Source organism: Cylindrospermopsis curvispora GIHE-G1 (assembly GCF_014489415.1).
Classification (GTDB): domain Bacteria; phylum Cyanobacteriota; class Cyanobacteriia; order Cyanobacteriales; family Nostocaceae; genus Raphidiopsis; species Raphidiopsis curvispora_A.
Map to the genome: position 1 here is coordinate 846,814 of NZ_CP060822.1, position 19,394 is coordinate 866,207.

The window sequence follows — 19,394 nt, forward strand, 5'->3', positions numbered from 1 at the left end:
TTCTAGTTACCCGATCTTAATCCTAGGGCAATTTTGCTGTGTTTTTCAATTTGTCCCATTACTTGTTTGGCCCTTTCAATAACTACTGGTGGTAAACCCGCTAGTCTCCCCGCTTCTATCCCATAAGACTTATCCGCACCACCAGGTTGCACTTGATGCAAAAAGATAATTTGGTCTGGTAATTCTTTGACGGTTACTTGATAGTTGGCTACGTTGGTGAGAATACTTGCTAACTCATTTAATTCATGATAGTGGGTAGCAAAAACAGTTCGAGCTTTAATCTCTGCTGCTAAGTATTCCGCTACTGCCCATGCAATTGATAGACCGTCAAATGTTGCTGTTCCCCTACCAATTTCGTCTAATAACACTAAAGAATTAGCAGTGGCATGATTTAGTATGTTAGCGGTTTCATTCATTTCTACCATGAATGTGGACTGACCTGTGGAAAGATCATCTACCGCCCCTACACGAGTAAAAATGCGATCGCAAATTCCTAACCGAGCAGACTTAGCGGGTACAAAACTACCAATCTGGGCCATTAACTGAATTAAACCTAACTGGCGTAAGTAACAACTTTTGCCACTAGCATTAGGACCAGTTAAGATGACCAGGTCGGGATAGGAGACAATTTGCTCTTGGGAATCCTGAAGTTCGCCACCAAGTGCAGTGGAGTTGGGAACGAAAAATCCTGCAGGTAAGGACTTTTCGACTACGGGATGACGACCATCAATAATTTCCAACTCCCTTCCCTCTAACATCTGGGGACGACAATAACCCTGATGTACTGCCAATTCTGCTAAACCACATAATACGTCAGCAGCAGCTACCGCACGCGAAATGTCCCGAATTGTTTCTGCATGGGAACCAACCTCATCTCGTAGGTTGGCAAATACTTCATATTCTAACTGATTTAAGTCATCTCTAGCTGTTAATATTCTAGCCTCTCTTTCTTTTAATTCTGGCGTAATATAACGTTCTTCATTGGTTAGTGTTTGTTTACGAATGTAATTGTCAGGAACTTGGTCAGACTTGGAACGGGAAATACTAATGTAATAACCAAAGGTCTTATTGAATCCCACCTTTAAAGTAGGAATTCCCGTTCTCGCTCTTTCATCAACCTCTAAGTTTGCTATCCAATGTTGATCTGCTTCTACCGTAGCTTTCCTCTCATCTAATATACGATCAACTCCTGAACGAATTAAACCACCCTCCTTTAACTGGGTTGGGGGTGCTTCCACCAGATAAGCATGTAGCTTCTTACCCAGCTCTTCTACTATGGGTGGAACCTTTTTTAGAACCTTGAGAAATGGCGATCGCGCATCTGCTACCAGTTGTGACAACTCGGGTAACCGAGAAAAAGAATCAGCCAATGCCAGTAAGTCTCGCGCATTGGCGGTTCCAGAACCTGCGCGACCCGTTAATCGTTCCAAATCATAAATTTGCCGTAATAATTTCCGTAAATCTTGACGCAGGGGGGTGTTTTCCACCAACTCCTCAATAGTATCTTGTCGTGACTTAATTCTCTTAATATCAATGAGAGGTTGTAACAACCATCTTCTTAAAGCTCGTCCTCCCATAGGGGTGCTAGTATGGTTTAGGGCCCACAAGAGAGATCCATGAAATGTGCCATCGCGTACCGTCTGGGAAATTTCTAAATTTCGGCGGGTTTGGTGGTCTAAAATTAGATAGTCATTGAGAGTATAACTACGTAATAGCTGGAGAGGTACAGAATTTTGCTTTTGAGTGTCCTCAATATATTCCAGCAGTCCACCTGCAGCGCGAACTGCCAGGGGGAGATGCTCACAACCAATACCTTCCAGGGAGCGTAATTTAAATTTTTGTAATAATTTACTCCTAGCTTCCCCCTGGGAAAAGGGCAATTGAGAGCGCAAACTATAACAAAATGTCGGTGGTAAACATTGAGGGAGGGAAGGTGAAGTTTCTCCTGGTCTCAGTAGAGTTCCCAGATCTGGTGCATTGGTAGGAAATAGCACTTCTGCAGGTTGTAATCTCATCAGCTCTTGGGTGAGATTTTCCAACTCACTGCTCTGGGTCGTCAAAAATTCTCCTGTTGAGATATCAGCGTATGCTAGACCCCAATGATTTGCAGCAATTACCACAGCTGCTAAATAGTTATTGCGACTAGCTTTAAGCATACCCTCTTCTAATACAGTTCCTGGTGTGAGTATACGGGTAACTTCCCGTTTTACCAAACCTACTGCTTGGGATGCGTCCTCCACTTGATCACAGATTACTACAGCATAACCTTTTTCCACTAATTGGGTAGCGTAACGCTCCCAAGCATGATGAGGCACACCTGTCATAGCTATGCGACCAACATCACCACCATGTTTACTAGTTAAAACTAGTTCTAATTCTCTGGATACAGTTATTGCGTCTTGGAAGAAAGTCTCAAAAAAGTCCCCCACACGGTACATTAGCAGCGCGTGAGGATATTTATCCTTCATTTCTACGTAGTGCTGATACATTTTACTCAGCTTACTACGGTCTCCTACCAGGTGGATATCATTAATGGGGATGGTGGGTGGTTGAATTTCTGGTGTGGTCATAGGAGATGCGGAGTTTTTTAGCACTTTATTTTTGCACTGTTTGCCATTGTAGCTTTAGGTATGGGAATTTGACGATTATTTAATGTTTCTTATTAATGTTTTTTAACTTATAGCTTTGACCTCAAAGTTAGGGTCAGGTAGGGGTGGTGATCTTTCCCTTCATAGAATCAGTCTGTAATTGACCCTCCCGCCAAATATCAGCAAAATCCTTGATAAAACTGGCAATAGGAATAGCTATTAACAGTCCCAGAACTCCACCCAGTTTGGCTCCAACCAGTAAAGAGATTACTACCCAAACGGGATTTAAACCCGTCAAATTTCCCAATAGTCTAGGGGCAACAATATTAGAATTAATTTGGTCAATTGTTACTGCTATTAATGCCACTTCTACCGCTTGCCAAAAGTTTTCTAAAGCTATCAATAAACTTACAATCCCAATGCCAATACCCGTGCCAAATGGAAAGAGGGAGAAAAAGCCAATGGTAATTCCAAATAATAAGGCTAGGGGAATTTTCAGAGCTATAAATGTTAGAGTTACGGTCACTCCCAAAACCGCTCCCAAGGTGGCTTGTCCAATGAAGTAATTTTGGAAATCTTCTTTTAGTAAAGCTCTGGCTTTCACCCTTAGGTAGGTAGGCAACCATCCATATAGACCATCCCACAATTTTTCCCCGTTTAATATGAGGTAAATGGTTAAAACAATAGTCAGGATTAAGTTTAGCAAAAACCCAATTGTATCAAATGCAAAAGTTAGGATTTTACCGGTAAAAGATTGAATTTGATTAGAAATTTTCTCCAACAATTGTGTAGCTATACCAATAATATTAACAGGTAAGTCCTGTTGGGTAGCTGCCCAATCCAAAAATGCTTGTAATTGTTGAGTTCCAGAACTTATCCAAGCGGGAAGAATATTGATTAACTCATTCAGTTGCTGAAAAATCAAAGGTAGTAAAATCACGCCTATGGCTCCCAACATCACTATTGTAAGAAGTAAAACACCCACAATAGCTAAGATTCTAGGAAACCCCAGGTTATGAAAAAATTTGATTGGATAATTTAAGACAAAAGATAGTAGAATAGCTAGAACAACAACACTAACTAATGGTTGAAAATATTTTATGACCTGAATGAGCAACCATCCATTCAGAATAATTATGGGGAAAGCCAAGGCAAAGGTTAACCAACGAGGTAATTTATTTGTCATTTCCATAAAAGTACATACCAATTCTCAACTAGCGATAAATGAAATCCAGCATGATTTTCTGGTGAATGTGTGCTAAGTATCTTACCTGACCAGCTTTGTGAGAATAGCAACTACCCGCCATAATATCTTGATCTGTTAATAAGCCCATGTCCCAACCTTCATACAAGGTGAGTTGTGATAACTCTGTTAGTAATGGTGCATGAAAAACATGACGAGTCACGTTGTCATCAGGATAAATGCCGAATTTTGTAAAGGTTGCTAATTGATAATCTATTTCCTCCTTGATTTCCCGCACTAGTGCTACTTCCGGGGTTTCACCCAGTTCTAAATGCCCACCAAATAACCCCCAACAACCGGGGGCGGCAATATGGGGAATATTATCTCTTAATTGCATGAGGTACTGGTCATTTTGGTAGAGAATAACTATAGAAACCTCTGGTATTTGATGATTAATCATAATGACCTGGTTTACTCCTCCTCTAAATATACTTCTCCGTACTCTTGCTGATGCAAGTTAATACTTTTGTACTTTATTTTACCTCTTAGTACCACCTCCTGTCCCAATTGTAACTTATTTTGATTTATCACAACCCAGATTTTACCAGTAGAGTCAGCAATTTGATATGCCTGCTGGCCAATCAAGGGAGCATGTTTTTCAATCTTTCCTTGGATATAAACTGTAGTTTCTGGCTGACCCATAGGTTTAATCTTAGCAATAGGCGTAATATTAGTCCCCAGACTGAAGGTTCGTAAATGGAAATTTATTAAGTTACCTTTAGCACAACTACCAATCATTAAAAGTAAAGCCCAGGTTAATACTTGGTAAATAAAACCGAGATTGCTCAAATTAGTAAGTAGTCTAGAGTTAGTCAGAGGAGAGAATTGTGGCATAAAGCGCTTACAACCCGAAACTGATGACGACCTTTTTCCCATTTTGCCCGTTTTGATTTATATTATCTATGTTTCGTTACTAAAAACCCAGAAGTTTTTACAAATCTAATTAGGAGATAAACGCCTATTTTCTCACTAAGATAGGGAAAAGATGAATAAAAATGGAAACAAAAACTGCAAAAATCCTTGATGGTAAGACACTAGCCGCAAAAGTTCAAAAAGAACTGGCTAAAACCATCACAGAAATACAACCTAAAATAGGCCGCCCCCCCGGTTTAGCAGTGTTGATGGTGGGAAATAACCCCGCCTCAGCCACCTATGTAGCTAACAAAGAAAAAGCCTGTCATCAGGTGGGAATTGCTACTTTCGGTAGACATTTTCCTACTGAAACTAGCCAAAATGAACTAGAACAAATCATAGAGGAACTCAACCGTGATCAGCGGGTAGATGGAATTTTAATCCAGTTACCCCTACCCAAGCATTTAGACTCTATTGCTCTACTACATAGAATTCTTCCTAGCAAAGACGCTGATGGACTGCATCCAATTAATTTAGGGCATTTAGTCCGGGGAGAAATGGGAATGCGCAGTTGTACCCCTGCTGGAGTGATGAAACTGTTGGCAGAATATAAAATTCCCCTAGCAGGAAAACAAGCAGTGGTGATAGGACGTAGTATTTTAGTGGGTAAGCCCATGGCATTAATGTTATTGGAAGCTGATGCTACAGTTACTATTGCCCATTCTCGCAGCCAAAACTTGACAACCATTACCCAAAACGCTGATATTTTGGTAGCAGCAGCAGGTATTCCCGGATTAATCACAGCAGAAATGATAAAACCGGGCGCAGTTGTGATAGATGTGGGAATAAACCGCATTACTGATGGCAATGGTAAAAGTCGCCTAGTTGGTGACATTGACTTTGTCTCCACTGCTCAGGTGGCACAGTATATTACCCCTGTTCCCGGTGGTATTGGCCCCATGACAGTCGCCATGTTGCTGCAAAACACTGTTTGTAGCTATTTAAAAGTAGCCAATCAGCAGTAATTAGCATTGATTATTGTTTATCACCATCAACCCAAACTTTTAGGACTCCCAGCATGGTAGCAACGGATAACATTCACAAAACATCACAGCCAGCCCGGTTTAACCTCTATGCCTATCTTGGGGAGCGACAGCAGCTTTGTGATGCAGCTCTGGATAAATTCATTCCGCTAGTATATCCAGAAAAAATCTATGAAGCCATGCGCTATTCCCTCCTAGCTGGAGGGAAGCGTGTACGTCCCATTTTGTGTCTTGCTACTTGTGAAATGATTGGTGGCACTGTAGAAATGGCTATGCCAACTGCTTGTGCTATGGAAATGATTCATACCATGTCCCTAATTCACGATGATTTGCCAGCCATGGATAATGATGATTATCGACGGGGTAAATTGACAAATCACAAGGTCTATGGGGAAGACGTAGCCATTTTAGCTGGTGATGGCCTGTTGGCTTTGTCCTTTGAACTTGTAGCCACCCAAACCCCTCAAACCGTAGCACCTGAGAGGACTTTACAGGTAATTGCCAGAATGGGGAAAGCTTCTGGGGCTCCCGGGTTAGTCGGTGGTCAGGTGGTAGATTTAGCATCGGAAGGTCAGTCAAATATTTCACTGGAAACCCTCAATTTTATCCACAACCACAAAACAGCAGCACTATTAGAAGCATCTGTGGTCTGTGGGGGAATTATCGCTGGTGCTTCTCCACAAGACATACAAAAATTGACACGTTACTCTCAAAATATTGGTCTAGCATTCCAAATTATAGATGATATTCTCGATATCACTGCTACCAAGGAACAACTGGGCAAAACCGCTGGTAAGGATATTGAAAGTGCAAAAGTCACCTATCCTAGTTTGTGGGGAATTGAAGAGTCAAGGCTGAAGGCCCAAGAACTTGTGGAAGAGGCTTGTGCCCAATTAGATTTTTATGGGGATAAAGCAGTCCCTCTACAGGAAATAGCTCATTTTATTATTAATCGCAATCACTAGGTGGCAATTGAGATTATGGATTTGAATATGATATCAAGGCACAAAATCATACTTGATAATTATTATTCACTTACAGTCAAGCTACAACCAACTTTACCTCAACACACAACTGCTGCTCTTAGTTCCATCACCCCACCAAAATACCATGCAGGACATCGGCGATATTTTCTACAACCGAGTGCTACTGGTTGCACTTGTGGCTTGTTTTGTTTCACAAGGATTAAAACTCATTTTTGAATTTATCAAACATCGTAAATTAGATCTCCGCGTTTTGGTTACCACTGGAGGTATGCCTAGCGCCCATTCGGCTCTAGTTACAGCTTTAGCAGCTGGTGTCGGGCAAACTATAGGTTGGTCATCTCCAGATTTTGCCTTAGCTGCGGTTGTAGCTATTATTGTTATGTACGATGCTACGGGAGTTCGCCAAGCAGCAGGTAAGCAGGCCCGCATCCTCAATCAAATGGTTGATGAACTCTTCCATGAAAAACCAGAATTCTTTCAAGACCGTCTTAAGGAACTTCTCGGACATACGCCCCTTCAAGTCGTAGCTGGCTCGGTTTTAGGAGCCGCTATTTCCTGCTTGGCAAGTTATTGGTTAACTAAGGCTCCTTCTTAAACCTTTGGGTTTGCTGAAAAGTCATCATTTCAGCAGGCCCTAACAACTCATTTTAATGTTACTACCGACCGCAGTAACACTACTTTTCTACCATCGGCTAAAATGGCAAATAAACCATTTTGATTCAGGTTTTGTAATGTTCTGTAGGCTTCTGTTTGATTAGTAGTATATACGGCCAATAAATAGGGACGTTCTCCGTAGGAAACTAACCCTACGTTACCCCCGACAATCTTTTGTATATTGTTGGCCAATTCCGGGCGTCTGAAATAATCTACTAAGACCGCAAATCCATCCCCTAATATGGTTGGATTATAACTGTAATTGGGTTTTGGTGGTTCCCATCCTATCGGTTGGGCAATAATGGCGGGCAAACCTATAACGTTGCTGACATATTTTGCCCAGCGATTAGCATCTTCAACTTTCTTAAAACCACCTACTCTTGTTACTACTTGATCCAGGTATTTACAAGTTACGGATTTTAGTTCCGATGGCAAAACAGTACGCAACTGTTCTTGATTATTAGCTGTAGGGGTCAGAAATAATAACAAATACTCCTCCGCACTGGGCGGTTGGCAAACAGTAAGGGTGGATTGAGACAGGACAGGATTAGGATGGATAACCGTGGCAACTAGACATGCACCTAAAGCAGCAAGGTCACGTGATAAATTATTTGGTAGGCTCAGTTTTAGCTTAGTTTTTGGTAAACGTATTTGCATAGTTTAGTAAAATTGCACCAAAGTAATTATTCTTAGGTTATGTGTTCACTTATTTACACATTTGTCAAAGAAGCTAGCGGGTCATGAATAGTTCCCAAAGGAGTAGTAAATTCACCCACTATAACATGTTCTAAACGTAATTTTAACCAGGTAATAAATTGAGAATCGGTGGAAATAATGGCTACTGGTGGTTGGGGACATTTTTTCTTAACATCTGTCATTTCGGGCGCTTCCAAAAAAGCAGGATTTTTTACTAACCAGAAGTCTATTTCCTTTTCCCGCTCGTGGTAATTACGGATCCGTTCCCTTAAAACTTCTTCTAGTGGTTCCTCCTCGAGGAGAAACTTTTGACTAGCCAACACGTAATGATACTTTTCCATTTTTGTTCTGATCTGTTTATTTAAGTTTATTTAGGTTTGATATAGCCCTAGCCACTTGCAGCGGGAGGTCCAACTTTTGCCTATTAGCCCTCTACAGCGTTTTGGCTAAAGCTATATATGTAAATTTCACACTGCTGGGGAAATTGCCATTAGGGACAATTATTTTCTGACGTGTTGATCTTACCACCCGATGTGAGTTTGTGCAGGAACAGGTTGTTGTCAAAATAGTGTTCCAAGGAAATAATCTTTAAATCATCGGTTACATGAGCTATGCTTACCCCGATAATTTCCACAGTTTCCCCTGTGGGAGCAAACTCCTTATATGCACCCCGAAAATGTCCCCAGTGTCTCCACTTGAATGTCACCTTTGGTGGACCTGAGTAGACTTCTAGCAGTTCCCAGGGAAAACCCTGGGGAAATGTGGTTTGAAACAATTTAGCTGACGATTCAAAGGTTTCTTGGGAAGCTGTGTAATGTTCAGAATCACCCATAAATGTATTATAGGTTCCTTGAATAGACACATCTGCTGCTGTAAACTCTTTACCTCCATTGGTAATAACCCGAAACTTGTCCTTCACTACTGATAACCATTCTTGATGGTTGCTCTTAAAAGAAGCCTCCATCTCAAAGGTTCGCACTAGGTTCTGTACAATAGCCTCTAGGGAGCCCTCTAAATGATTACAGACACTTTCTTTCGCCAAGTTTTCTTTTGAGTGGGTATAGTCTGGAGGTGTTTGATAGCGCCACTGTGTGTTCACACTATGTTCAATTACTGTGTCCCTGTCTTGTAACCAAAGAGGTAAGTTATTAGATACTTTGGAAGTCATAAGTTCCTTGAGCAATAAATTTGACTTTAGCTGGATAACACAGTGAATTCCCCTCTAGAGACTAAAGCATTGCTAATCACTAATGATAATTATTCATGCTCCCATTGCCTGTTTCATTTCTCGTACTGCTCTTTCTATTCCCACTAATGCAGCTCGACTAATAATAGTATGACCAATATTTAACTCCTCCATCCCTGGAAGTGCTGCTACAGGAAACACATTCCAATATGTGAGTCCATGACCAGCATTAACACGTAAACCAGCAGCAATAGCCTGCTCGCATCCCTTGGCTAATAAAGCTAGTTCTTGGTGACGAGTAGTTTCATCTTTAGCCTCGGCATATTTTCCTGTGTGTAGTTCGATAAACTTCGCCTGCACCTTGACAGCAGCCGCAATTTGTGCAGGTTCAGCATCAATAAACAAACTCACCGGAATGTTAGCATTTTGCAATTTGTCCACTATCATCCCTATTCTAGCAATTTGTCCCAGAATATCCAAACCACCTTCCGTGGTGATTTCTTCGCGTTTTTCCGGAACTAGGGTGACATAATCCGGTTTGATGTCTAAAGCTATGGCTAACATTTCATCAGTGGCGGCCATTTCTAAATTTAGGTGGGTTCTGACTGTTTGTCTTAATAACCGCACATCTCTATCTTGAATATGTCTTCTATCCTCCCTTAAATGGGCAGTAATCCCATCTGCACCCCCTAACTCTGCTAGCACCGCCGCAACTATAGGATCTGGTTCGATAGTGCGTCTGGCTTGACGAATGGTGGCTATATGATCAATATTTACACCCAGTGTAGGCACTTGCAGTCTCCCTTATTTTACGCTTAATCATCAAAATTGTTTTAAATACCTTCTAAATAACTTAACAGATCTGCCATTTCCTGCAAACCAGGCTGAAACTTAGGCATGGGAGGCGTTTCCCCACTAATTACCTGGTGAATCAAGCCATAAGTGGACTTGCGCTTGGAGACATCTTTTAAGCTCGGACCAACCAGTCCATTTCCTTGCCAACCGTGACAACCAGCACAATTTGTTCTAAAAATGGCTTCTCCTCGTTCTGGATCTCCCACTAGAGATAACACATTTTTTACATAAGGATCCGATATATTTACCATATCAACCGTAAAAATAGTTATAGGAACAACAATTATTATCACTAAAGCCAATAAGGGTATCCAGTGAACGGCAATCTCGGTTTTTGTTAGCTGCTTATCCAAAAGTTTTTCAGGTCTAGGTTTACAAAAAACTGTGATCAGTCATCATTTATCGGCCGTCGGGAGCTTTATTTCACTCCCAATCCTTACCACCGAAATTATGACAAAAAACTTTCATTTTCTACACAAACCTTAAAATTTATTTATATCTCTCCGTTAATTAAAACCTATGCCTAACTCCTCCCAGTAAGAGCGGTGTTTTAACCAGTTTTTCGGTAGAATCAGAAAAGAAGCTAATTTGAGTATTTCTAAAGAGGAGATTTATAGTGGTTGAACCCCTACTGTCGGGAATTGTTCTGGGTTTGATTTTCGTCACCCTGAGCGGACTTTTTTATGCTGCTTACAGGCAGTACAAACGACCTAGTGGATTAGGTGGTTAATTCCTCACATCAGTTGTGAGTTCCCAGTGATGGGGACATATCATAATACAGTACCCCATCACTTTCAGACTCTTCTCTACAGCTATAAAAAGTTAATGATGTGTTACCATAATTCCTCTGGCGAATAACCTGCCATACAGGTATTATTGGAACTTTAAAATCACTGCTATGTTCTACTGCTACTTCCCCATGTTTATGTAAAAGTTTAAATCTCGCGATCGCATTTAAAACTTGGTCATATAAATCACTTGCGTAGGGGGGGTCAAAGTATATCCGATCAAATGTTTGACCCGATAGTTTTTTTAACTGTTGAAGAACATCTCCCCGCAGGATATGAAATACCTGCTGCTCAGCAACCAGACGTTGCCAGTTTTCTTGAATAATTGCACAGGCGTGACTAGACCTTTCAATGCCCACAACTAACTTAGCGCCTCTACATAAAGCCTCAGCACCCATAGAACCACTACCAGCACATAGATCTAACCAGCGACACTGGTCAATGTTTCCCTGCCAAATATTAAAAACTGCTTCGCGCACTCTTCCACTGGTGGGTCTGGTGTTTTTTCCTGGCAAAGTTTTCAACAGACGATTCCCGTAAATTCTCAAGCTCATTGACAAGGCATTATTACTAATTTGGTCTTTGGTGAATTAATTTCCCAGGTCTTGAGGGAATTGTTAATTTTTATTAAGCAGGAATTTTTTCACGAACTTGAGCCACAAAATTTGACAGGACCTGCAGTCCAATATTAGAGGATTTTTCGGGGTGGAATTGAACCGCCAGAAGATTTTCTCGAGCGATCGCAGCGGTGACGGTTTGACTACCGTGGGTAACCGTTGCGGACTGAACTTCTGGTTCAAGGGGATCAACATAGTAGGAGTGAACAAAATAGACCCAGGGTTGAGATGGCAAGTGTTCCCACAAAATGCTTTTGGGTTGAGTCAGTTGTAGTTGATTCCAGCCCATCTGAGGGATAGCAATACCAGGTTCTGGTCGGAATCGTCGTACCTTTCCCCGAATAATTCCCAGTCCTGGTTCGTTTCCCTCTGCACTGGATTCAAATAGAATTTGCAGTCCTAAACAAATGCCCAAGAAAGGTTTCCCAGAGGTGACGATATCTTTTATAGGCTGTTCTAAATTACGGGAGCGCAAATTTTGCATAGCCGGATCAAAAGCTCCCACCCCTGGTAAAACTATAGCATCTGCTCGAGCTAATTCCTTGCCACAAGCAGTTACCCTGGCAATTGCCCCAGCTTTTTCCAAAGCTTTGCAGACCGAGTGTAAATTTCCCATATCGTAATCTACGACTGCAACGACTGGCATTTAGTGACTCCTTGTAAATTGGTTCGGGAAAACATTTATATTCTAATTCTAGATAATATTTGTTATGTGGCAAAAAATATTATTAACTTCTTTTGACAGTTGGCTAAGAAAATCCTCTCACCAGTGCCACCAGTTGTTACTTTAACTAGCCAATATGGCTGTTTTTGCCGATAATTTCACTTTTTGGCAGCCATTACCTGTAGATATTGTTCTGGCTACTTCTGTGTATTCTGTCCCAAATCAATCAACTCAAATCAAGGGATATTATTATTTAGACCAGGTTTGTACTATTGTTGTACTATTGCTTTATCGAATTATTTGGGAGATAATTCTGTAAGTAGGAAGGCACAATTATTTGTAGGATGGGTTGAGGAACGAAACCCGTGGCGTTGGGTTTCATACTTCAACCCAACCTACGTTAATCTTATATTTAATTCCACCCACCCCTTTGTTATCGTACTATAGCTGCTGGTTTTCTAGTTTCTTATGTTGTTAGTATTACCGGATCTGATCCTTGCCCAAGCAAATCCCACCGCATCACCAGAGGTGATACAAAATCAACAAGTGCGGTCTTTACCAGGAAGTTTAGATAATGTTCCAGTGTTTAATAGCAATAGTCCCGAACTGGTATTAAGAGAAGGAATTTTACTTTCTACCTTTCCCCCGCAAGACAAGAAAAATCCCAGGGCCCATCTAAATTTCCCATTTCGTGGGCGATTTGATGTTTTTTCCCATCACGTGGCTAAAGCGGATCCACCAGAAAACTTACGTTCCCTGTATCACGCTATAATTTTACATAACCCTAGTCAAAATACCGCCACTGTAAACATACTGCACGCTGCCAGTTATTTAAGTCAGCCCGATGCACCCTTCATTCCCTTAGAATCTTTACTTCCTAACTACTCTGGAATGGTTTTTGCAGGTCCTGGTAGTCGGGTAATGTCTGATATATTAAGAGGAAAACGACAAGAAAAATTCCCCCCTCAAATAATCATTCCCCCAGGGGAAAGTCGAATTTTATTAAATTTACCAATTCCCGTGGGGGGACTGACACCTCCCCTCAATGGCCGTTCAACTTATATGCGATTATGGAGTAATCAAACTGTTTATGCTGCCAGTTTAGCCATGTTCGCTAAATTAAATGCTGACGGTAGTGAACGGGCTCCAAACCAAGCGGAATGGGAAGATTTACTCAATAATGGGGATTTATCCACTCCTAGGGATAAAGTTCCCACCCCCATTGAGGGAACTGCTAAACCAACCATTTATGGTAGGGTTGCAGGAGTTGCTCGTGGTTCCCAATGGCGAGGATTCATAGCAGACACTCCCCAGAGCGCATATCTAACTATTCCCGAACCAGGTCGGGCTTTTTCATACGTTTTAAGTACCCTACATGGTGGTGCGCTAGGCACAGGACAAATTCAAAGCGCACCCATGTTAGTTAGGTATGCTGACACTGCTTATTTTGCCCATGGTAACTATGGCATTCAATATAGTTTAAGACTACCTCTGTGGAATAACTCCACCACCCAACAGAATGTCACCCTAGCTTTACAGACACCGATTAAAGAAAATCAGCTCACCAATCCTGGTTTACGCTTTTTTACTACTCCCCAACGGCAAGTTTTTTTTAGGGGGACTGTGCGCATACGCTACCAAAACGAAAAGGGTCAACCCGCAACCAAATTCGTGCATTTAGTTCAAACCAGAGGTCAAGTGGGAGTTCCTCTAATGTCTGTAAATATTAAACCGGGAGCTTCTTCCTTAGTGGATGTGGATTTTCTTTATCCCCCGGATGCATCTCCCCCACAGGTATTAACCTTGTCAACACAAAACTAGTAGTGTGGTTTATTTTTAGTTGCTTTTATAATTGGCAATGAGGAGCTGGAGGAAGTGGGTGGTAGGTAATATTGGAAGGTCCTTTCTTCCTCCCGAGTTGAACGCTGTTGCGCACGCGACAATTTAGAAGCCAGTTTCAAACCCAAAGCTACTCCTGTTGTCCCTAAACCAAAAGCAAATAATGACCAACTATCATCCAGTCCACCAATAAGTGCATCCATAATACCCATGGTGATTAACACACTAATGATGGGATCTTTTCTATAGAATGACTTCAAAAATTGAGGTAATATAGCGTTCATAACAGCTTACTTTCCCTAAATGGTGTTACTCTAAATTGGTAATGGTTAGTCCGCATACCATTCTACATCCTATTTTAACCGTCCCTATTCCCCGATGATCCTAACTTGCTAACTATTTCAAGCCTAACCAAGCTAACACGCCTTGATTAGTCACATATTCAATCACTACCATTAAAATAAAACCAATCATTGCTGCTCTTCCATTTAATCTTTCAGCATACTCATTGAAACCAAATTTGGGTTCTTCCAATTTAGGGGTAATGGTTGGTTGTGGTTCTGTCATAATCAAAAGCTCCTTGGTGTGAATGATGTTGTTCTATAAATTATACTCCTAAATTATATTCCCATTAGGAATAGATCAACCAAAATAGATCCGTGATGCAATTTGGGAATTTTGATTAATCCAATACGGAACTAATGGGAGGAATGCTGCAATCTATAAGTCAACCAACTATAATTAGAGGTTATAAATGCAAATTGGTGTTCCTAAAGAAACTAAAGATCAGGAATTTCGCGTAGGGTTAACCCCTGCCAGTGTACGTGTTATTACTGAAAATAACCATAGTGTATTTGTCGAAACTATGGCTGGTTATGGTGCGGGCTTTACGGATGAAGATTACCTGGCAGCAGGGGCACAAATAGTAGGATCTGCTGAATCAGCATGGCACCAAGATCTAGTTGTTAAGGTCAAAGAGCCATTAAAAAGTGAGTACCAATTTTTACGAAAGGATTTATTACTGTTTACCTATTTACATTTAGCTGCTGACAGGGAACTAACAGAACATTTGATAGATTCGGGAACTTGTGCAATTGCTTACGAAACTGTGGAGCAGGTGGGTGCCAATAGACTCCCCTTACTGACACCAATGAGTATTATTGCAGGAAGATTAGCAGTACAATTTGGTGCCAGGTTTTTGGAAAGTCAACAGGGAGGGAGAGGAGTGCTTTTGGGTGGTGTTCCCGGGGTTAAGTTCGGTAAAGTGGTAATTTTAGGCGGTGGTGTGGTGGGAACAGAAGCTGCTAAAATTGCTGTGGGTATGGGCGCTGGGGTACAAATTTTAGATGTAAATGTGGAGCGACTCTCCTATTTAGAAACCCTATTTGGCTCGAGAGTGGAACTACTCTACAGCAATTCTGCCCAAATAGAAGCAGTTGTTAGAGAAGCTGATTTGCTAATTGGTGCAGTGTTAATCCCAGGAAAAAAAGCCCCAATTTTAGTTCCTCGGAAATTGGTCAAACAAATGCGTCCTGGGTCTGTAATTGTGGATGTAGCTGTAGATCAGGGTGGATGTGTGGAAACTTTATACCCCACATCTCACAGCACCCCAGTGTATGTTGATGAAGGCGTTATACACTATGGTGTCCCTAATATGCCAGGAGCTGTTCCTTGGACATCTACACAAGCACTAAACAACAGTACTTTACCATATGTGTTACAACTAGCTAACTTAGGACTGGAAGCCCTGGAGGTTAACTCAGCTTTAGCCAAAGGTTTAAATATCAAAAATCATCATCTCTTACACCCTGCGGTACAGGAAGTGTTCCCCGATTTATAGCTTTAGCTCTTGACACTTTGCAGTAGCTGCTTCATAAGCATCTAAGTAATCTTGATCACCTAACATTAAATCACCGTAATACTGATAGGGTGCATCACTATATATTGGTAAAGGATTATCTTCTGGATAGTCCTCTTCTGATTCTTCGATAATTGCTTTTAATTTCTTCAGGGTTAAAACTTGTGCGGGGAAATACCAAATATTTTCGGCTTTTCTTTGCAAATAGGCAAAACTAGGATCAATAATGACATCTTCCAATTCTATCCAAGCATGTTCTATAGGTTGATAGAGGTGTCCGGTCAAGACTAAAAAACCCTGAACATATTTAGCACCATCTGTTACTAGTAATGCTTTGTATGCGTTTTCAAAAGGTTTCTTAGCTTGACTTTTGATAGTTTGAGCAACCTGTAAAGACAGGGATTCGTTTAATAATTTGCTCATGAGAAGTTAGTTATTTTTTTAAGGACAAGGGGGACCAGAAGCATAAAACACTATAAAACTAAAAACAAGCGACCAAAACCCCATGGTAACTTTACCATGATGAAATGATCGCTTTTATCCAATTAATTAATTGACACCTAGCCAAAGGAATCAATTCTTATGATCGTATATCAACTGAGACAACGGAGGATGCAGTGTTATTCCCATAGGGTGTCTCACCCCCCATGGGATGGTGTAGGTTGTAGTATTTGTTGCAAAGTTGTAGCTAAGTTGGACAAAGGTACTTCTATTTGCTCTCCCGTACTCAAATCCTTTAAGCATGATTTGGCGTTAACAGCTTCCTGACTACCAATGATGACACAAAATCTAATTCCCTGTTTATCTGCTAACTGAAATTGCTTACCTAATTGTTTTTTCTCAAAGTTAGTGACAACATTAATTCCCCCTCGTCTTAATTGTTGTGACACCTGTAAATAAATGGGCATTAGGTCTTCTTGGATATTTACTACCATTACTTGAGCGGGTGTGGGTGGTAATTTCTGTAAAATATCCGCTTTTAATAATCGATTAATTAGTCTAGATAGTCCTATGGAGATCCCTACTCCTGGCATTTTTTCACCCAAAAATATTCCCACTAATTCTTCATATCTACCACCAGAACAAATACTACCGAGGGATTCATGTCCAATTAGGGTGGTTTCATAAACGGTTCCCGTATAGTAGTTTAATCCACGCGCAATGGATAAATCAATACAGAAACGTTGGCTGGGTACTCCTAAATTATTCACTCCATCAATGACTGCTTCTAATTCACTTACTCCTAAGTTAAATCCTTCTGCTTGGGGTAAATTTACTGCTAGATGTTTGAGTTTGTCTAAAACATCATCCACATTGCCATCAATGTTGATAAATTCAATTATCTTTCTGCTTTGTTCGGAGGAAATACCGGATTTTTCTAGATCCTGTTGAACTTGAGCTTCACCAATTTTTTCTAGGTTATCAACAATACCAATACAAGTTTTAATTTGCTCCTGGGCAACCCCCAGAGATTGAAAAAAGCCCGAGAGAATTTTGCGGTTATTAATACGAATGACAAAATCACCAATATTAATGGCTGCAAATATTTCTGTGATAATTGCTGGCATTTGGGCATCGTATAACAAACTTAGCTTGTCTCGACCAACTACATCAATGTCACACTGACGAAACTGTCGAAAACGCCCATCTTTTGCCCGTTCACCCCTAAATACCATATCCATTTGATAACGGGCAAAGGGGAAAGTCAATTCATTTAAATGACGAGCTATATAAGCAGCTAAAGGAACAGTTTGATCAAATTTTAAAGCCCTAGCTTCCGCACCAGTTTCGCCGGATTTATCTCTTTCTAACTGGCGGTTCGGTGGTAGAATTGGCTCAATTCCATATATGATATTATCCCCTTGATTACCTTTGGCTTGTAGTACCTCTAGCCTTTCTACTGCTGGTGTTTCTATGGGTGTAAAACCATAACTCTCAAATACTTTACGAATGGTGTCTAGTAAGTATAATTCTAGCCGCTTTTCCCCGGGGAGAAATTCGGGAAACCCACTGGGAGTAGCAAAGTTAATTTTCTCGTTTCTTGTCATGTTTATACCTGGTTTTGTTAATCTTTCTAATTATGGTTCATCATCCTGGGAAATTTGCAGAACTACTAGGGTCATGTCATCAGTATTTTGTTTTTCAGTGCCAATAAATTCCTGCACTTTATCAAATAAATAATCCGCTATTTCTTGGGGCCCATTACAATAGCGACAAGCAGCACTAAATGAAGTAATGAAATTATCTTCACTAAAGCGATCGCCACTTGCAGCTGCGGCATCCGTTAAACCATCAGTATAATAAATTACAGTATCACCCGGTTCTAAGAGAGCTTGACCATTTTCATATTGACTGTTAGCATCAAGACCAATAAGCATACCCATTGTGTCCAGTCTAGTCACAGTTCTGGATGCGGCATGCCACCACAGAGGTGGGTTATGGGCAGCATTACTATAAGACAAGACCCGGGTTTTTGGGTCATATTCAGAATAGAACATAGTTACAAAGCGGTTGGAATTTTCTAAATCAGCATACATGACCCGGTTTAAATTCTGCAAAATTCCTGCTGCTGAATTACCATGAAGTACCTCACCCCTGAGCATTCCTCGCAACATGGTCATAATTAAACCTGCGGGAACACCTTTACCCATCACATCCGCAATCACTAGAGCCCAACAGGTGTTTTCCTGACTCAGATGGTGGGGATAGGACGGATAATTGGTGGTGTGATTGGTGGCAATAAAATCATAATAATCTCCTCCCACGCGATTGGCTGGTTTAAAACGTGCAGCTAAGACCGCACCAGGAATATTAGGACATAAACGGGGTAAAAGTCTCCGCTGGATTTCCGCTGCGATTTCCAGTTCTTGATCCAACAGTTCTTTTTTCCGTAGCTCTACGGACAATTCATCATTGCCAATAGCTACTGCGGTTTGATCAGCAACCAGTCTCACTAGTTTTTGCCTGGTTTCTGTCCAACTGTAATCAGGATCCCGACTTAGAACATATAGCCAACCTCTTTCTGTATGTTTAACTATAATTGCCGTACCAAAAACCTGTACATCTGGACCCAAATACATTTGCATCTGGTCATCCAGTATGCCAGTGGTTGCGAGTGGCACTGAACTGGGGAAAAGGGTAATTTGACTACTGGCAATTTCCAGGGCTTTACGGATACTTTTCCGCTGCTGACTATCTTGCCAATGTAACTGTTCTAAGGTAACTTGACCATTGGGTTTATACAGAAACAGGGCACTGCCATCCGCATCCGTTACCTTAGCAGCCATAAACGGAATTAGTTCCAGAAACTGATTTAAATTGTTGAAACTTCTCAGGGCAAATCCCAGAGAACTCAGCAGCTCTTGAATTTTGTTCTGTTCCCGATGTAACCTAGCCACAATCTCTTTTAGTGCCACCATTGGGGTGACATCTCTAGTGGCACTACTATTGATTTCTGTGGATTGAGAAGGAAATTGGGACACAGGCTGCTATTTTCTGTAAGTGTTAGAATAAATGAACAAGCTT

At 41.1% G+C, this 19,394-nt stretch carries 23 protein-coding genes; 7 read left to right on the top strand and 16 right to left on the bottom strand.

Annotation, left to right across the window (positions count from 1 at the left end; translation table 11 throughout):
* Nucleotides 1–2 precede the first annotated feature (2 nt).
* The 4 genes from mutS to IAR63_RS04060 form a co-directional block, all read right to left on the bottom strand.
* Nucleotides 3–2,570, bottom strand: coding sequence for a DNA mismatch repair protein MutS (gene mutS / locus IAR63_RS04045; RefSeq protein ID WP_187707351.1), 2,568 nt, complete (start codon nt 2,568–2,570; stop codon nt 3–5).
* 133 nt (nt 2,571–2,703) lie between these two features.
* Nucleotides 2,704–3,780: an AI-2E family transporter gene (locus tag IAR63_RS04050; RefSeq protein WP_187706678.1), complete on the bottom strand. Its 1,077-nt coding sequence runs from the start codon at nt 3,778–3,780 to the stop codon at nt 2,704–2,706.
* 22 nt (nt 3,781–3,802) lie between these two features.
* Nucleotides 3,803–4,231 (bottom strand): NUDIX hydrolase, encoded by a 429-nt coding sequence (locus tag IAR63_RS04055; RefSeq protein WP_187706679.1) that lies wholly within the window; start codon nt 4,229–4,231, stop codon nt 3,803–3,805.
* A gap of 11 nt (nt 4,232–4,242) precedes the next feature.
* Complete coding sequence (locus IAR63_RS04060) at nt 4,243–4,665, bottom strand: hypothetical protein (protein ID WP_187706680.1); 423 nt, start codon at nt 4,663–4,665, stop codon at nt 4,243–4,245.
* A 161-nt stretch (nt 4,666–4,826) separates the two neighbouring features.
* Between IAR63_RS04060 and folD the strand changes: the two genes are divergently transcribed.
* The 3 genes from folD to IAR63_RS04075 all read left to right on the top strand — a co-directional run bounded on the left by folD (nt 4,827) and on the right by IAR63_RS04075 (nt 7,307).
* Nucleotides 4,827–5,708, top strand: coding sequence for a bifunctional methylenetetrahydrofolate dehydrogenase/methenyltetrahydrofolate cyclohydrolase FolD (gene folD / locus IAR63_RS04065; protein ID WP_187706681.1), 882 nt, complete (start codon nt 4,827–4,829; stop codon nt 5,706–5,708).
* A 53-nt stretch (nt 5,709–5,761) separates the two neighbouring features.
* On the top strand, nt 5,762–6,691 hold the full coding sequence (crtE, locus tag IAR63_RS04070; protein WP_187706682.1) for a geranylgeranyl diphosphate synthase CrtE: 930 nt from the start codon (nt 5,762–5,764) through the stop codon (nt 6,689–6,691).
* A gap of 145 nt (nt 6,692–6,836) precedes the next feature.
* Nucleotides 6,837–7,307 (top strand): divergent PAP2 family protein, encoded by a 471-nt coding sequence (locus IAR63_RS04075; protein ID WP_187706683.1) that lies wholly within the window; start codon nt 6,837–6,839, stop codon nt 7,305–7,307.
* Nucleotides 7,308–7,354: 47 nt separating this feature from the next.
* Here IAR63_RS04075 and IAR63_RS04080 read toward each other — a convergent pair whose 3' ends face one another.
* The 5 genes from IAR63_RS04080 to IAR63_RS04100 all read right to left on the bottom strand — a co-directional run bounded on the left by IAR63_RS04080 (nt 7,355) and on the right by IAR63_RS04100 (nt 10,456).
* On the bottom strand, nt 7,355–8,023 hold the full coding sequence (locus IAR63_RS04080) for a hypothetical protein (protein WP_187706684.1): 669 nt from the start codon (nt 8,021–8,023) through the stop codon (nt 7,355–7,357).
* Between the two features lie 53 nt (nt 8,024–8,076).
* Nucleotides 8,077–8,403, bottom strand: a complete 327-nt coding sequence (locus tag IAR63_RS04085) for an MgPME-cyclase complex family protein (protein WP_187706685.1) — start codon at nt 8,401–8,403, stop codon at nt 8,077–8,079.
* 149 nt (nt 8,404–8,552) lie between these two features.
* Nucleotides 8,553–9,230 (bottom strand): nuclear transport factor 2 family protein, encoded by a 678-nt coding sequence (locus IAR63_RS04090; RefSeq protein WP_187706686.1) that lies wholly within the window; start codon nt 9,228–9,230, stop codon nt 8,553–8,555.
* A 93-nt stretch (nt 9,231–9,323) separates the two neighbouring features.
* Nucleotides 9,324–10,040: a pyridoxine 5'-phosphate synthase gene (locus IAR63_RS04095; protein ID WP_187706687.1), complete on the bottom strand. Its 717-nt coding sequence runs from the start codon at nt 10,038–10,040 to the stop codon at nt 9,324–9,326.
* Between the two features lie 41 nt (nt 10,041–10,081).
* Complete coding sequence (locus tag IAR63_RS04100) at nt 10,082–10,456, bottom strand: c-type cytochrome (RefSeq protein WP_187706688.1); 375 nt, start codon at nt 10,454–10,456, stop codon at nt 10,082–10,084.
* 263 nt (nt 10,457–10,719) lie between these two features.
* Here IAR63_RS04100 and petG point away from each other — a divergent pair, with 263 nt between their 5' ends.
* Nucleotides 10,720–10,833, top strand: coding sequence for a cytochrome b6-f complex subunit V (gene petG / locus IAR63_RS04105; protein ID WP_040008399.1), 114 nt, complete (start codon nt 10,720–10,722; stop codon nt 10,831–10,833).
* A 9-nt stretch (nt 10,834–10,842) separates the two neighbouring features.
* On the opposite strand, the gene rsmD is transcribed toward petG, so the two are convergent.
* Together rsmD and hisH are read right to left on the bottom strand one after the other, a co-directional pair.
* Entirely contained in the window at nt 10,843–11,445 is a 603-nt protein-coding gene (gene rsmD / locus IAR63_RS04110; protein WP_187706689.1) for a 16S rRNA (guanine(966)-N(2))-methyltransferase RsmD, read from the bottom strand.
* Nucleotides 11,446–11,518: 73 nt separating this feature from the next.
* On the bottom strand, nt 11,519–12,154 hold the full coding sequence (gene hisH, locus IAR63_RS04115; protein ID WP_187706690.1) for an imidazole glycerol phosphate synthase subunit HisH: 636 nt from the start codon (nt 12,152–12,154) through the stop codon (nt 11,519–11,521).
* Nucleotides 12,155–12,308: 154 nt separating this feature from the next.
* Between hisH and IAR63_RS04120 the strand changes: the two genes are divergently transcribed.
* Together IAR63_RS04120 and IAR63_RS04125 are read left to right on the top strand one after the other, a co-directional pair.
* A complete protein-coding gene (locus IAR63_RS04120) occupies nt 12,309–12,491 on the top strand; it encodes a hypothetical protein (RefSeq protein ID WP_235678348.1) in 183 nt (60 codons plus the stop codon).
* A 149-nt stretch (nt 12,492–12,640) separates the two neighbouring features.
* On the top strand, nt 12,641–13,993 hold the full coding sequence (locus IAR63_RS04125; RefSeq protein ID WP_187706691.1) for a DUF3370 domain-containing protein: 1,353 nt from the start codon (nt 12,641–12,643) through the stop codon (nt 13,991–13,993).
* Here IAR63_RS04125 and IAR63_RS04130 read toward each other — a convergent pair.
* Nucleotides 13,990–14,295: a hypothetical protein gene (locus IAR63_RS04130; protein ID WP_187706692.1), complete on the bottom strand. Its 306-nt coding sequence runs from the start codon at nt 14,293–14,295 to the stop codon at nt 13,990–13,992. The two genes, IAR63_RS04125 and IAR63_RS04130, sit on opposite strands and share 4 nt — an antisense overlap.
* Before the next feature lie 112 nt (nt 14,296–14,407).
* Nucleotides 14,408–14,578 (bottom strand): chlorophyll a/b-binding protein, encoded by a 171-nt coding sequence (locus IAR63_RS04135; protein WP_006276367.1) that lies wholly within the window; start codon nt 14,576–14,578, stop codon nt 14,408–14,410.
* A 187-nt stretch (nt 14,579–14,765) separates the two neighbouring features.
* Here IAR63_RS04135 and ald point away from each other — a divergent pair, with 187 nt between their 5' ends.
* A complete protein-coding gene (gene ald / locus IAR63_RS04140) occupies nt 14,766–15,851 on the top strand; it encodes an alanine dehydrogenase (protein WP_187706693.1) in 1,086 nt (361 codons plus the stop codon).
* On the opposite strand, the gene IAR63_RS04145 is transcribed toward ald, so the two are convergent.
* The 3 genes from IAR63_RS04145 to IAR63_RS04155 form a co-directional block, all read right to left on the bottom strand.
* Nucleotides 15,846–16,292, bottom strand: a complete 447-nt coding sequence (locus tag IAR63_RS04145) for a hypothetical protein (RefSeq protein WP_187706694.1) — start codon at nt 16,290–16,292, stop codon at nt 15,846–15,848. The two genes, ald and IAR63_RS04145, sit on opposite strands and share 6 nt — an antisense overlap.
* 215 nt (nt 16,293–16,507) lie before the next feature.
* Nucleotides 16,508–17,917, bottom strand: a complete 1,410-nt coding sequence (hisS, locus tag IAR63_RS04150; RefSeq protein ID WP_187706695.1) for a histidine--tRNA ligase — start codon at nt 17,915–17,917, stop codon at nt 16,508–16,510.
* A 30-nt stretch (nt 17,918–17,947) separates the two neighbouring features.
* A complete protein-coding gene (locus tag IAR63_RS04155) occupies nt 17,948–19,351 on the bottom strand; it encodes a PP2C family protein-serine/threonine phosphatase (RefSeq protein WP_187706696.1) in 1,404 nt (467 codons plus the stop codon).
* Between the last annotated feature and the right edge of the window lie 43 nt (nt 19,352–19,394).

Excerpts from the sequence above, each read along its gene's own strand:
- mutS (WP_187707351.1), bottom strand. The coding sequence starts at position 2,570 with ATGACCACACCAGAAATTCAACCACCCACCATCCCCATTAATGATATC.
- IAR63_RS04050 (WP_187706678.1), bottom strand. The coding sequence starts at position 3,780 with ATGGAAATGACAAATAAATTACCTCGTTGGTTAACCTTTGCCTTGGCT.
- IAR63_RS04055 (WP_187706679.1), bottom strand. The coding sequence starts at position 4,231 with ATGATTAATCATCAAATACCAGAGGTTTCTATAGTTATTCTCTACCAA.
- IAR63_RS04060 (WP_187706680.1), bottom strand. The coding sequence starts at position 4,665 with ATGCCACAATTCTCTCCTCTGACTAACTCTAGACTACTTACTAATTTG.
- folD (WP_187706681.1), top strand. The coding sequence starts at position 4,827 with ATGGAAACAAAAACTGCAAAAATCCTTGATGGTAAGACACTAGCCGCA.
- crtE (WP_187706682.1), top strand. The coding sequence starts at position 5,762 with ATGGTAGCAACGGATAACATTCACAAAACATCACAGCCAGCCCGGTTT.
- IAR63_RS04075 (WP_187706683.1), top strand. The coding sequence starts at position 6,837 with ATGCAGGACATCGGCGATATTTTCTACAACCGAGTGCTACTGGTTGCA.
- IAR63_RS04080 (WP_187706684.1), bottom strand. The coding sequence starts at position 8,023 with ATGCAAATACGTTTACCAAAAACTAAGCTAAAACTGAGCCTACCAAAT.
- IAR63_RS04085 (WP_187706685.1), bottom strand. The coding sequence starts at position 8,403 with ATGGAAAAGTATCATTACGTGTTGGCTAGTCAAAAGTTTCTCCTCGAG.
- IAR63_RS04090 (WP_187706686.1), bottom strand. The coding sequence starts at position 9,230 with ATGACTTCCAAAGTATCTAATAACTTACCTCTTTGGTTACAAGACAGG.
- rsmD (WP_187706689.1), bottom strand. The coding sequence starts at position 11,445 with ATGAGCTTGAGAATTTACGGGAATCGTCTGTTGAAAACTTTGCCAGGA.
- hisH (WP_187706690.1), bottom strand. The coding sequence starts at position 12,154 with ATGCCAGTCGTTGCAGTCGTAGATTACGATATGGGAAATTTACACTCG.
- IAR63_RS04120 (WP_235678348.1), top strand. The coding sequence starts at position 12,309 with ATGGCTGTTTTTGCCGATAATTTCACTTTTTGGCAGCCATTACCTGTA.
- IAR63_RS04125 (WP_187706691.1), top strand. The coding sequence starts at position 12,641 with ATGTTGTTAGTATTACCGGATCTGATCCTTGCCCAAGCAAATCCCACC.
- IAR63_RS04130 (WP_187706692.1), bottom strand. The coding sequence starts at position 14,295 with ATGAACGCTATATTACCTCAATTTTTGAAGTCATTCTATAGAAAAGAT.
- IAR63_RS04135 (WP_006276367.1), bottom strand. The coding sequence starts at position 14,578 with ATGACAGAACCACAACCAACCATTACCCCTAAATTGGAAGAACCCAAA.
- ald (WP_187706693.1), top strand. The coding sequence starts at position 14,766 with ATGCAAATTGGTGTTCCTAAAGAAACTAAAGATCAGGAATTTCGCGTA.
- IAR63_RS04145 (WP_187706694.1), bottom strand. The coding sequence starts at position 16,292 with ATGAGCAAATTATTAAACGAATCCCTGTCTTTACAGGTTGCTCAAACT.
- hisS (WP_187706695.1), bottom strand. The coding sequence starts at position 17,917 with ATGACAAGAAACGAGAAAATTAACTTTGCTACTCCCAGTGGGTTTCCC.